Below are 13,170 nucleotides of genomic sequence, written 5' to 3'. Positions count from 1 at the left end.
CCCTTTATCTTTATGATTCGTCCAAATGCAGACCGTAGATCCGCACGGCGTTGTCGTAGAACACGGCGTTCCAATGCTCCTGCGGAATGAGTTCTTTCGTAAACGCGATGTAATCGCCGAGGTTCGCAAGCGGCCAGTCCGTCCCGAACATGAGGCGGTCGTACGCGCTGAGGTACGAGAGCCAACCCTTGAGCTGGTCGATGTAGAACCGACGGCGGCGGCAGAACTCTGCAAAATCCGGAATCTTCCCCTCGAGCATCCCCGAGAGATCCGCCGACACATTGAGGTTCTTCTCCATCACCGCGACGGCATCCGTGAAATACGGCTCGCCGAAATGGCACATGACAAAATTCACATCGCGGAACTTCGTCGCCGCCTCGTCAATGACGTTCGGATGCGCGTATTTGAGCAGCGCTTTCTCCGTCGCCGTCAGTCCCGTATGCACGGCGACGGGCTTCCCGTACTGCGCCGCGAGCTCGTACACGGGCGTCAGGTAGTCCTCGTAAATATAGAAATAATTGTAGCCCGGATAGAGCTTCACTCCGACGCAGCGGTCGCTTTGGAGGTGCCGCTCCAGTGCGGGCAGGAGCTTTTCGATGCGCGCGTGCGTCATCTCGGTCACGCCGTCGCCCGCAATCCCCACGCAGTAGTGCAGATAGTCCGGATAGTCAGGGTGCAGCTCCTCCACGGGCAGATTTCCCATGACGACGCCGTGCACGATCCCCTCGGCAGCAAAGTCTTGGCGCAGCCCCTCCGCCGTATTCTCGTGCCCTGCGGCACGCGCAATCTCGTCAAAATGCTCCCACATGGAAAAATGCAAATGTGCATCAATGATCTTCATATCGATCTCTTTTCTATGCAGTATCTATTTATGCTGTCCGTTTAGTTTACCACAGGCGTCAATAGTTTTCCGTAACGAAAGAGACATTCGAGGTCAAAGCAAATCCATCATGCGGTGCGTCTGCGGAATGACGCGCACATCCTTAACCTCTGCGAGCGCGATCTGCTGGAGCGCAAGGAGACGCGCGGGCGTCGGCGCCGTGCATCCGCCGTAGGGCGTCACGGGCTGAAGAATCAGCGGCACATCGGGCGCAGTATCGGCGACCATCCGCGCCGCCGTGCGCACCTCATCGTCCTCCGTCTCCGCCGCAACGACCACCTTCACATAGACGTCCTTCGTGCGCGCGATTTTTAGGAAGCGTGCGTGCGCGTCCCACACGGGATGCGAGAGGACGCCCGGGAGCTTGATGTCCATGCTGATGTACGACACGCAGTCAATGCAGTGCGCAAGTGCCTCGTACAGCGTGCCGTTCGTCTCCAGAAAAATCGGCAGCGGGATACGGGCACTGAGCGCACGAATGAACGGCACATGCAGGAGCGGCTCGCCGCCCGTCACGCTCAGCGAATGATGCGGCACGCCCCCCGCGACCTGCGCGGCGAGTGCGGCGACGGTCTCAATGGAGAGCGGATTTTCATAGGAATGCAGCTCGTGCGAACCTGCGGGCATCTCCACCACGCAGGTTGGATGCCGCCCGATCTCCTTCTCCGTATCGCAATATGTACAGTCGAGATTGCACCCCTCGAGGCGCACGAATACCTGCCGGCAGCCGACATATTTCCCCTCGCCCTGAATGGAGGAAAATATTTCAATGATATTCTCGCGCATATCAGTCCTTCGTATAGGTGACGGAGGACTTCGGCGACTCCCACACGGTCAGCGCCGCAAGCTCCGCGCCCGTCCCCGCGAGCTCCTCGCGCGCGGCAAGCCGCTCATAGATGATGCGCGCGAGGTTCTCCGCCGTTGGGTTCAGCCCCTCGCTGAACGGCGGGATATCGTTCAGATAGTAGTGATCGTAGTCGTCCAAGACGGCGGCAAGCGCCTTCTTTGCAATCTTAAAATCGATCAGCATTCCAAGCTCGTCGAGCTGCGTCCCGCGAAACGCCGCCTCGACCACCCAATTATGACCATGCAGGCGGTCGCATTTCCCCGGATAATCGACAACCCGGTGCGCCGCCTCAAAAGCGCCCTCAACGCGCAGTGTGTACATAAAGTCTCCTTTACTGAAAAGACTGCCGCATAGAAGCAGCAGCCATGTTTTATCTCTCTATGATTCCACGCATACAGACGCAGAATTTTTCGCAGTGATGAAGCTAAGCGCGAAAATCCCGCATCACATCGCCGCAGCCTAAGTGAAGCGCAAGTTTGGATGCAGAGCAAGGAACTAGAAAAATCCAAGCGAAGTCGTAGAAAAACTACTACGAGCGCAGGATTTTTCGCAGTGACACAGCTATGCGCCAAAATCCAGAACATAAAACCGTACAGTAAGTGACAGTCAAGCTTGGATGCATAGCTAGGCATGAGGAGAATGCGAGCGACGGCGTAGTAAAAAGCTACTCCTAGCGAAGCATTCTCCGAAATAACAACGCTAGGCGCCAAGATCGGCTGTCACGCCTCTAGGCGCGAAAATCCCGCGTCGCGTCCCCCACGACCTCATCCATACTCATCGCGCGTGTATGCTTGGTATGACTCCACTCGTGCTCGTTCCTGTGAATAAACCCGAGGAAGATGATCGGGATCCACGAGTAGATGAACACGGGATAGAGCAGGAGGTAGAACCACGCTTTGAGTTTGGCGCGGACTTTGATCAGGATGATCATCGGCAGGACGTACTGCCCGATCATGATGACGGTCATGAGCTGGGACGGGAGGAATTTATAAATGCTCGTATAAAAGGGCGGGAATGCAAGCTGCACATAGCTGATGATGATGAACAAGGTTGAGATCATGAGGAAGTGCGGCTGCAGGAGGTAGAGACACCCGTCCCAAATGCGGATGTCCCTGCGCCGCCATCCCTCGCGCAGCATGGTCGGAATGAATCGATGCGCGACGTCGAACTGCCCCTGCGCCCAGCGGCGGCGCTGGTTCCACGCTTGGCGGAACGTCAGCGGCTTCTCGTCGTAGACGATGGCGTCGTGCGCCCATGTGGTCTTGATGCCCTCGGCGAGGAGCTTCATGGTGAACTCCATGTCCTCGGTGAGACAGGTCGCGCGCCAGCCGTGGCGTTTCAGCACGTCGGTCGTGATGCACATGCCCGTGCCGCCGAGACACGCGGAGAGTCCGATGTTCGTCTTGGCAAGGTGGGAGATGTGGTCGATGACCCAGAACGCGATGGCAAACGTCCCCGCGACCCATGTGTCATACGGATTCTTCGCGTCGAGATAGCCCTGAATCACCTTGTCGCCCTTGAGGAGGCGGTTGTTCATCTCTTTGAGGAAGTTCGGGTGGACGAGGTTGTCCGCGTCAAATATGGCGACGGCGTCGTATTCCTTATCCATGGTGAAAAGGCGGTCGAACATCCACTCAAGGGCAAAGCCTTTGCTCTTCTTCGTCGGGTGCGTACGCTCACAGACGATCGCGCCGGCATCCGCCGAAATCTGCGCAGTCGCGTCGCTGCAGTTGTCCGCGATGACGTAGATATCGTAGAGTTCGTCGGGGTAGTCGAGCCGCTTTAGATTCTCGATGAGCTGTCCGATGACCGCTTCCTCGTTGTGCGCGGCGACGACGACGGCAAAGTTTTTTTCCGGTGTGAGGATCTTCTTCTCTTTGCGCCGCCACAGGCAGCAAAAGCCGATGAAGAAGAAGTACAGGGTAAAGAGCAGAATAAAAATCTGCACCGGTATCATGACGATATCGAAGGGATGTGCCGGCAGGAGCGGCGAGAGAGAGTGAATAATCTCAGTCATGCAGCTTCAGCCTTCCTTTTTCGGCATGACGGCGGCAATCGTGTGGTTGACGATGCCAAAGACCGCATAGGTTGCAAAGAGCGCGGCAAAGACGGCGGGCAGCGCCGCCGCGCTTCCAAGATAAATGATGCCCGCGAAAATGACGAGCGCCGCGAGCTTCGCGCCGAGGTAGATTTTTTCTCCGCCGCCCTTAAAATCGGGATAGTGAATATGACTGACCATGAGATAACCGACGACCGCGACGAAGATCGGCGCGGCGGCGCCGAACGCGCGCGGGTCGATGCCGAGCGAGAGGAGCAGCCACACGGTCATGCCGACGAGGTTGCCCCCCGCGGGAATCGCGAGCCCCATGAAATAGCCGTGCACGACCGCGGCATTGACGTTGAACCGCGTGAGCCGCCACATGCCGCAGATGGCAAAGAAGATCGTTGCGGCGACGCCAAGCGATCCATAGCTGTGCAGCACAAACGTCCACGCGAGCAGCGCGGGCGCGATGCCGAACGAGCCGAGGTCGCAGAGCGAGTCCATCTCCTTGCCGAACTCGCTTGAGACGCCGAAAAAGCGCGCTGTCCGCCCGTCCAGTCCATCCGCGATGAGCGCCAAAAAGATAAAGATTGCGCCCCAATCGAGATGTCCCTGCACGGTCGAGAGAATCGAACACATGCCAAAGACCAAATTCATCGCCGTACAGAGATTCGGCAGGAACCGTCTGTAATTCATTCGCCGTCAAGCCTCCCCAGAACGGTGATCCCGCCCTGTACTTTTTCGCCTTTCTCCACGAGCACCTTTGCCCGCACGGGCATGACCACCTCAAGACACGAACCGAACCGGATCATGCCGTAGATTTCACCCTGCTGCATCTTGTCGTCGAGCGTCACCCACGAGACGATGCGCCGCGCGAGGATGCCCGCGATCTGCTTCACCGTGACGCGCAGATCGCCGCGGTCGATGCCGATGAGATGATGCTCGTTCTCAAAGCCGACCTCGTCCTTATACGCGGGGCGGAATCGCCCGCAGTAATACCGCTGCAGTTTAATCTCGCCGTCGATCGGACTGCGGTTCACATGCACGTTGAACACGGACATGAAGATGACGATCTTGTTACACGGCTCGCCGACAAATTCATCCGCTGGGACGGGGCAAATCTCCGTGACCGTGCCGTCCGCAGGCGAGAGAATATGATCCCTGTGCTGCACGATCTCGCGTGCGGGACTGCGGAAAAAATATGCAAAGTAGCAGGCGAGTATCACAAACGGAACGGCTGCGTAGGGATGCGCAAATCCGCCGAGGATCGCCGCGAGCACGAGTGCCGCGCCAATGAACTTATAGCCCTCGCTGACAATGACCATGCGTCTGCGCCTCCTTTTATTCTCTCATATTATAATGGAAAGCCTATTCTTTGTCCACAAGTGCCGCCCTCATTTTCGCGCGGCGTGTACCTTCAGGACGAATTTCGGCAGGGCGAGCAGTCTGCCCGCACGCTTCGGCTGGAGCATTCCGCGGAAGAGCCATTCGAGCTTTGCCTTTTGCATCCAGCGCGGCGCGCGCTTCATGACGCCCGCCATAACGTCGAGTGTGCCGCCGACGCCGATGGCGACGGGAACGCCGAGCGCCGCGAGATGTTCGTGGATCCACTTCTCCTGTTTTGGCACGCCGAGGGCGACGAGCAGGAGGTCGGGGCGGGCGGTGCGAATATCTGAAATAATCGCATCATTCATGTCCGCCGAAAAGAAACCGTCGCGGACGCCGACGATCTTGATGCCGGGATATAGCTGCTCCGCCTTTGCCTTTGCCTTCTCCGCAACGCCCGGCGCAGCGCCGAAGAAATAGATGCGGCGGTGTGCGGCAGGCGCGCGGCGCAAGAGCTCCTGCACGAGGTCGTAGCCAGCGACGCGTTCTGGCATCGCGTGCCCGAGGTGGCGTGCCGCCCAGACTGTCCCCGCGCCGTCCGGTACGACGAGCGCCGCCGCGGCGAGAACGTCCCGCAGGGCGGCATCCTTCGTCGCGCGCATGATCATCTCCGCGTTCGCCGTCGCGACCGTCACCCCCGCGCGCGCATCCATATAGTACTCGACGGCGGCGACCGCCTCCGGCATCGTCACGGCGTCCACCGCAACGCCCAAAATATTCACACGCTCCGCCAATGGGCATTTCCTCCTCCCGTATCACGACCCGATGTCGTGAAAAGAGAGCGCCTTCATAGACGCTCTCCCCTATTTCCCGTTACTGCGCCGCGCCGTCCTGCTTCTTCTTCGGAACGGCGGTGCGGATGTAGAGCTCGCGGAGCTGCTTTTCGTCCACCGGCGAGGGTGCCTGACACATGACGTCCGACGCGCTCTGCGTCTTGGGGAACGGAATGACGTCGCGGATCGAACGGCGCTTTGCCATGAGCATCACGAGGCGGTCGAGCCCGAACGCGAGCCCGCCGTGCGGCGGCGTGCCGTATTCGAACGCGTTCATCATGAAGCCGAACTTCTCGCGCGCCTCCTCGGGGCTGAGCCCGAGCGTCTCAAAGACCTGCTCCTGCAAGTCGCTCCGATAGATACGCAGGCTGCCGCCGCCGATCTCGACGCCGTTGAGCACCATGTCGTACGCGTTTGCCTTAACCTTGCCGGGATCGGTTGCGAGCATGGGGATGTCCTCGTCGCGCGGCGCGGTGAAGGGATGATGCATCGCCTTGTATCGTTTTTCCTCCGCGCTGTATTCGAACATGGGGAAATCGACGACCCACAGGAAGGACAGCGCGTCCGGGTCGATAAGCCCGCGGCGGCGTCCCATTTCGAGACGGAGTTCGCCGAGCGCCTGCGCGACGACGGCGGGCTGATCCGCGACGACGAGCAGGAGGTCGCCCGTCTTTGCGCCGACGGCGTTCTTGATGGTCTCGAACGTCTCGTCCGCGTAGAACTTCTTAAACGGAGACTTGACACCCTCCTCCGTGTACTGAATCCACGCGAGCCCCTTTGCCCCGTAGTTCTGCACATAGGTCACGAGCCCGTCGAGCTCGCGGCGCGGGATATTGGCGTAGCCCTCGACGTTGATGACCTTGACGCGCCCGCCCGCTTCCATGACGGCGTTGAACACCTTGAACTCCGAGCCGCCGACGTACTCCGTGATGTCCCGGAGCTCCATGCCAAAGCGGAGATCGGGCTTGTCCGAGCCGAACCGCTCCATCGCCTCGTCCCACGACATGCGCGGCAGCGGCGTCTCGATGTGCGCGCCAAGCGTCTTTTCGAATACTTCTTTGACGAGCTCTTCCATCAGGGAGAGAATGGATTCCTGATCCATGAACGACATCTCGATATCGAGCTGGGTAAATTCGGGTTGACGATCCGCGCGCAGATCCTCGTCGCGGAAACAGCGCACGATCTGGAAGTATTTCTCAAATCCGGAGACCATGAGGAGCTGCTTAAAGATCTGCGGGGACTGCGGCAGTGCGTAGAACTCGCCCGCGTTGAGACGGCTCGGCACGAGGAAGTCGCGCGCGCCCTCGGGCGTGCTCTTGCAGAGCATCGGCGTCTCGATTTCGAGGAATCCGCTGCGGTCGAAGAAGTCGCGCATGATCTTTGCGACGCGGTGACGCAGCATGATGTTTGCCTGCATCTCGGGGCGGCGCAGGTCGAGGTAGCGGTAGCGCAGACGTATCATCTCGTCGACGTCGATGCCGTCCTGAATGTAGAACGGCGGCGTCTTTGCCTTGTTGAGAATGCGCAGCTCGCTCACGACGATCTCGACTTCGCCCGTCTCCATGTTTGGGTTCACCGTGTCCGCACTGCGCGCGCGCACGTTGCCGCGCACGGCAATGACGAACTCCGAGCGCAGTGCCTCGGCATCATGAAATGTGCCGCCCGCCATGACCGCCTCGTCAAAGACGATCTGCACGAGCCCCGAGCGGTCGCGCATGTCGACGAAAATCAGTCCGCCGTGGTCGCGGCGGCGCGATACCCAGCCGCACAGCGATACCTCGCCGCCGACGTGCTCCTTGCGCAGCGTGCCGCAGCCGTGTGTTCTCTTTAATCCCTGCATTGTTTCCATGTCAGCCCTTCACCTCAGAAATCAGTCGTTGTACCATATCTGCAAGAGGAATCGTCTCCTGCGCGCTCTCCGTCATATCGCGCAGCGCCGCCGTGCCGCTCCGCAGCTCATCCTCGCCGAGGATGACGGCATAGCGCGCGCCCGCCTTGTTCGCCTGCTTCATCTGCGCCTTCATGCTGCGCCCCGCATAGTCCATGAGTGCGCGCACGCCGCCGCGCCGCAGGTCGTGCAGCAGCGGGAATGCCGCCGCCCCCGCCGCAGCGCCGAGCGCGATGATGAATACGTCCGCCGCGGGCGGCTCCTCCGGGAGGAGATTCTGCTGCGTGAGGGCGAGCAGGACACGCTCCATCCCCGCCGCAAATCCGACGGCGGGCGTCGGACTCCCGCCAAGTTCCTCGACCAGTCCGTCATAGCGCCCGCCCCCCGCGACGGCGCTCTGCGCACCGAGCGGCGGATAGGCGATCTCGAACGCCGTCCGTGTGTAGTAGTCGAGCCCGCGCACGAGACGCGTGTCGAGCGTGTACGAGACGCCCGCCGCCGTCAGATACGACTGCACCGCATCAAAGTGCGCCGCACATTCGGCGCAGAGACAGTCCGTAATCGCGGGTGCGCCCGCCATGAACGGCTGCGCTGCGTCCGCCTTGCAGTCGAGGATGCGCAGAGGGCTGCGCGTATAGCGGTCTTGGCAGTCGTGACAAAGTTCTCCGAGATATTCTTTGAAATATGCCTGTAATCGCTCGCGGTACGCGGGGCGGCATTTCGGACAGCCGACCGCGTTCAGCTTCAGCGTCAGCCCCTCTAGCCCGAGTTCTTCGAGAAAGTCCAGCGCGAGCAGGATGATCTCGGCATCCACCGCGGGGCTCTCCTCACCGACCGCCTCGACGCCGAACTGGTGAAATTCGCGCATCCGCCCAGCCTGCGGGCGGTCATAGCGGAACATTGATCCGATGTAGAAGAGTTTTTGGAGTCCTCCGTCCGCATAGAATTTGTGCTCGAGATAGGCGCGGATCGCCGCAGCGGTGTTCTCGGGGCGCAGCGTGAGACTGCGGTCGCCGCGGTCGGTAAAGGTATACATCTCCTTGTCGACGACGTCCGTCCCGTCGCCGATGCCGCGCTGAAAAAGCTCCGTATGCTCAAAGTGCGGCGTGCGGATCTCCTTGTATCCGTACCGATCGCAGAGTCCGCGAATCACGCGTTCCACATGCGTCCACGCGCCGACTTCCCCGGGCAGTATATCCTTTGTCCCCCGCGGCGCTTTCGTCAGCATCTAGGTTCCTCCTCATACTCGTCGCGCAGGAGGGCGCGGCGCTTTTCAATATAAATGTCGATGTCCCGCAGATATGTCGTCAAATCCTTGGCATTGAATACCGAGCGCATCCTGTCGCCGCGCACGCCGATGACCTTCGTCGTCGCCGCGCCGCCGATGCCGATGATGGTCTGCTGTTCCTCCATGATCTGAACGTTGTACATGCTCTCCGCACCGGGGCGCGCGTAGCCGACGTTCTCAAGGTCGCCGCTCATATATCCCTGCCGATAGAGATAGTACGGGCGGTATCCCGCACGGCGCACGGCATCTGTCGCGGCAGCGCTCATGCGCATCGTCTCCTCGCCGGAGGGGAGCGCGACATGCGTCTCCTCCATCATGCGGCGCAGCTGCGAGCCGCGCTTAATTGCAAGCGCGTGGAGCGTGATGTCGTCGGGGGCGAGCGCCGTCACCTGCGCCATCGTGGAGACGACGTCCTCCGCCGTCTCTCCCGGCAGTCCCAGGATGACGTCCATGTTGATATGCACCTCGTATGCCGCGCGCAGATCATGCAGCATACGAACGACCTCCTCGGGCGTATGCCGCCGCCCGATGCGGCGCAGTGTGCGCTCCTGCATGGACTGTGGGTTCACGCTGACGCGCGTCACGCAATGTTTCTTCATGCAGGAAATCTTCTCCGCGCTCATACTGTCGGGACGCCCCGCCTCGACCGTGAACTCCACGATCGAAGATCCATAAAAGGCATTATATACCATTTCGAGCATTTCGGCAAAAAAATCGTTCGGCAGGCTCGTCGGCGTCCCCCCGCCGACGTAGATGTTCTGCACGGTGAGCCCGAGTGCGGCGACGTCCGCGGCGGCGGCGGCGATGTCGCGCGCGAGCACACGCATAAAGCCGCGCAGCTTCTCCTCGCCCGGCAGGATATTCGCTGGGAACGAGCAGTAGAGACAGCGCGTGATGCAGAACGGAATGCCGACATAGACGCTCACCGTCCGCGCGTCCGTCTGCGCGAGCAGCGGCTGCTGACGCACGGCGACCTCCGTGATGAGCTGCGCTTTCTCCAAGCTGCAAAAATAATCGTCTTGCAGCCTTTGAACGACCGCTGCGGCAGTCGTTCCGCCGCGCATCCACCGATGTACGATCTTGGTCGGACGTACCCCATGCAAAATACCCCATGGAGCATGGGGCATTTGAAAGCATTCTCTGACAAATTGATAAAAGTTCCGTTTGATTGCGCGGTGCACGGCGGCGCGCACCTGCTCGTCCGCGCTGCCCCGCGACGTATACGAATGCGTCTCACTCGTACCGTCCGCATAAAAGAGCAGAACATCGGTCGTCACGACGGGCGGCTGCACCCGCCGTTCCCGGTTCACCACCGACAGCTGCGCGTAGTCCGCCGTCCCCGCCGCGCCCACAATCTCGATGTGAAAAAGTGTCAGCACCTCGCGGATGATTTTACGGACGACTTCGGCGCGGCTGTTTACGGTCAGTGTCCTTACTCTCACGCCTTGCTCTTCTTCTCCCGGCACTTGCCGCAGATGCCGAAGAACTTCGCCTGATGATTCTCGACCTTAAAGCCCGTCTTTTTGAAAATATCCTCCTCGAGATGCTCGAGCATATCCTCTTCGAACTCCGTGATTTCCTTGCACTCCGTACAGATGAGATGATGATGAAAATGCTGGTTCGGATCGACAGGATTCAGCTCGTATGAATACGATCCCTTGTTGCGTTTGTCAAATTCCTTGCCAAATTCAATTTTTTGAAGAATCCCGAGTGATACCAGGATCTCAAGGCTGCGATATACCGTCGCAAGCCCGATCTCGGATTCCGTGCCGCGCAGAAGGTCATAAATCTTCTCCGCGCTCAAATGCTCGCCCGGATGATCGAGGATGACCTGCAGCACGATCTGGCGCTGCGGCGTCATCTTACGCTGCGTTGCCTGCAGTCGTTTTTTGAGATCCTCCATGGTATAAGTATCTGCCATATTCTTTCCCCTCCATGTCCCGGTGACACTATGGCGCTCCTAACATATAATCACAATCATTGAGAATAGTATAGCACAGACGCGACACTTTTGCTATAGTGTTCATTCATTCATGAAGAATATTTTACAGAAATGTTCACTTTGCGATACGCCGCAAGGTTTCCATGATGAGCTTGGCCTCAGGAACGATCGCCGCGACCTCGATGCGCTCGTTTGGCGTGTGAATATCGTGCGCCGTAACACCGATGGACACCATGTCGAGCGCAGGATTCTTCGCCGCGTGCCAACTCGTCTCGAGCCCCGCATGGATGCTCTCGATCGTCATTGCCTTGCCGCCGTTCTGATCGGCATAGACCGCGCCCATAATTTTTGCGAGCTCGCTCTCTGCGTTCTCACGCCACGCAGGAGACTGTGTGCCAATGACGAGGTTAAAGCCCGTGAGCTCCGACACAGCGCGCGCTGTCATAATAATTTCGGACAGCTGCTCGTTGACCGAGGAGCGTGGGAAATACGCGACGCGCACCTCGTATTCGTCCATCTCGACGAGTCCGAGGTTCGCCGAGGTCTCAACCAGCCCGGGGTGCAGGCGCGACATCTCATAGACCCCTGTGCGCAGGACGGTAAGCAGTGCGAGCAGGTCGTGCATCTCCTGTCCACCAATCGCTTTTCCTGCGTTCTGCACAGGCGTCAAGGCAAATTTCATGCTGGGATCGGCAGCGCCATAGATGCTGTGGAACCGCTTTTCTTCCTCCACGAGAATATCGACCAGTTCCCGTTCATTCATCGCCGTATAGATAACTGCATATGATGTCGAGGGGATCGCATTGCGCGCAACACCGCCATGGAAATCCGCAAGAGTGATGCGCCCTTGTTCATGGATGTGGCACAGGGCAAGCGCGAGCGTGCGTATCGCGTTGCCCCGTCCCGCACCGATGCGCTCGCCCGAATGCCCGCCAAGCAGTCCCTGCACCTCGATGCGGTACGCCGTCCCGGCCTCCTCATGCCGTGTGAGGCTGCGCGCATAGTCGAGGTTGACGCTGCCCGCACTGCCGACGGTCATGATGTGATAGTCCTCGGAGTCGCAGTTGATGAGGTACTTCGCATCAGCAAGATGCGCCGCGTCCAGTTTCTGCGCCCCCGTCATGCCGACTTCCTCGTCAACGGTGACGATCGCGCGGAGCGGTCCGTGCTCCTCTGCATATTGAAAGGCAGCGATAATCTCCGCGACGCCGATACCGTCATCACCGCCGAGACTCGTTCCCTCCGCACGGATAAACTCCTCCGTCCGCACCATTTTGATGGGATCGTGGACGGGATCATACAAAACGCCGGGTGCGGCGACACAGACCATATCCATGTGCCCCTGCAGGATCGTCAGCGGCGCATGTTCCTTCCCTGGCGTCGCCGGCAGATCGGCGACGATATTATTGTGCGCATCCTGCGTGACCGCACATCCGAGATCGCCGAACCGTTTCTTCAAATAATCACTGACGGCGCGCTCATGTCCCGAAGGGCGCGGAATATGCGTCAGTGCCTCAAATTCTGCGATCACGGCTTCCATTAGTTTCTGATCATCCATCATAGCTCTCCTCCCCGCCCTTTGGGCGATTTAATAACATAATGCAAAAAGGCGGCATACATATTTGTATGCCCGCCTCCATTCATGCTAAAAAACTATTTTTTTGCCTCATCGACGGCTTTTTCGACCGCTTCCTTGAACTGATCGTAACTGATGGTCGCACCCGCGACGGCATCCACCTTCGAAAGATCTTTTTTCGATTCGAGCTGGCTTGCGTAGGAACCGATTGCCTTATAGGCGTTTTGTGCCTTCTTCTGCGCGCCCGGTTCCTTGCCCTCGCCGTAGTGCTCATCCTTCACATTGCCGTTCTTATCGATGCCGGTATGAACAACCTTCGTGATTGCGCCGTCTTTAATGGTCAGCTCGACGTGGGAGTGACCGACCTTCGCTTCGGAACTGTCCGCCGAGAACGTGCCGTCCTTAACGCCCGTCATATCGAGTGCGGCTTCCTGGGGTGCTTCTTTTCCGGCATCCTTCTGTGCTGATTTATCATCGCCGCAGCCGGCTGCGACGAGCCCCGCACTCAAGAGAAATGCTATACCCAATGTCAACTTCTTTTTCATCATC

The 13,170-nt window shown here is 59.2% G+C and carries 13 protein-coding genes; all 13 read right to left on the bottom strand.

Going from position 1 to position 13,170, the window contains the following annotated elements; genetic code table 11:
* Nucleotides 1-10: 10 nt before the first annotated feature.
* Entirely contained in the window at nt 11-841 is an 831-nt protein-coding gene (locus HMPREF9162_RS00605; protein WP_009438124.1) for an amidohydrolase family protein, read from the bottom strand.
* Between the two features lie 93 nt (nt 842-934).
* Entirely contained in the window at nt 935-1,666 is a 732-nt protein-coding gene (locus tag HMPREF9162_RS00600; protein WP_009438043.1) for a 7-carboxy-7-deazaguanine synthase QueE, read from the bottom strand.
* A gap of 1 nt (nt 1,667) precedes the next feature.
* On the bottom strand, nt 1,668-2,048 hold the full coding sequence (queD, locus tag HMPREF9162_RS00595; RefSeq protein WP_009438040.1) for a 6-carboxytetrahydropterin synthase QueD: 381 nt from the start codon (nt 2,046-2,048) through the stop codon (nt 1,668-1,670).
* 406 nt (nt 2,049-2,454) lie between these two features.
* Entirely contained in the window at nt 2,455-3,744 is a 1,290-nt protein-coding gene (locus HMPREF9162_RS00590) for a glycosyltransferase family 2 protein (protein ID WP_009438022.1), read from the bottom strand.
* A 6-nt stretch (nt 3,745-3,750) separates the two neighbouring features.
* A complete protein-coding gene (pssA, locus tag HMPREF9162_RS00585) occupies nt 3,751-4,464 on the bottom strand; it encodes a CDP-diacylglycerol--serine O-phosphatidyltransferase (RefSeq protein ID WP_009349989.1) in 714 nt (237 codons plus the stop codon).
* Nucleotides 4,461-5,093, bottom strand: coding sequence for a phosphatidylserine decarboxylase (locus HMPREF9162_RS00580; protein ID WP_009438026.1), 633 nt, complete (start codon nt 5,091-5,093; stop codon nt 4,461-4,463). Before HMPREF9162_RS00580 ends, pssA begins: the two co-directional genes overlap by 4 nt.
* Before the next feature lie 69 nt (nt 5,094-5,162).
* Nucleotides 5,163-5,888: a WecB/TagA/CpsF family glycosyltransferase gene (locus HMPREF9162_RS00575; protein WP_009438012.1), complete on the bottom strand. Its 726-nt coding sequence runs from the start codon at nt 5,886-5,888 to the stop codon at nt 5,163-5,165.
* 79 nt (nt 5,889-5,967) lie between these two features.
* The gene (gene aspS, locus HMPREF9162_RS00570) at nt 5,968-7,776 is read right to left on the bottom strand and encodes an aspartate--tRNA ligase (protein WP_009438095.1); all 1,809 of its coding nucleotides are present in this window, start codon (nt 7,774-7,776) and stop codon (nt 5,968-5,970) included.
* A 1-nt stretch (nt 7,777) separates the two neighbouring features.
* Nucleotides 7,778-9,043 (bottom strand): histidine--tRNA ligase, encoded by a 1,266-nt coding sequence (gene hisS / locus HMPREF9162_RS00565; protein WP_009438008.1) that lies wholly within the window; start codon nt 9,041-9,043, stop codon nt 7,778-7,780.
* Nucleotides 9,037-10,545, bottom strand: a complete 1,509-nt coding sequence (gene hemZ / locus HMPREF9162_RS00560) for a coproporphyrinogen dehydrogenase HemZ (protein WP_009438126.1) — start codon at nt 10,543-10,545, stop codon at nt 9,037-9,039. Before hemZ ends, hisS begins: the two co-directional genes overlap by 7 nt.
* Entirely contained in the window at nt 10,542-11,024 is a 483-nt protein-coding gene (locus HMPREF9162_RS00555; protein WP_009349983.1) for a Fur family transcriptional regulator, read from the bottom strand. The genes hemZ and HMPREF9162_RS00555 overlap by 4 nt, the downstream gene beginning before the upstream one ends.
* A gap of 136 nt (nt 11,025-11,160) precedes the next feature.
* Nucleotides 11,161-12,606, bottom strand: a complete 1,446-nt coding sequence (pepD, locus tag HMPREF9162_RS00550) for a beta-Ala-His dipeptidase (RefSeq protein ID WP_037350002.1) — start codon at nt 12,604-12,606, stop codon at nt 11,161-11,163.
* A gap of 92 nt (nt 12,607-12,698) precedes the next feature.
* Nucleotides 12,699-13,166, bottom strand: a complete 468-nt coding sequence (locus HMPREF9162_RS00545; RefSeq protein ID WP_026761483.1) for an FMN-binding protein — start codon at nt 13,164-13,166, stop codon at nt 12,699-12,701.
* Nucleotides 13,167-13,170 lie beyond the last annotated feature (4 nt).

Source organism: Selenomonas sp. oral taxon 137 str. F0430 (assembly GCF_000183625.1).
Lineage (GTDB): Bacteria > Bacillota > Negativicutes > Selenomonadales > Selenomonadaceae > Centipeda > Centipeda artemidis.
This window is presented reverse-complemented; position numbering and strand designations above follow the sequence as displayed.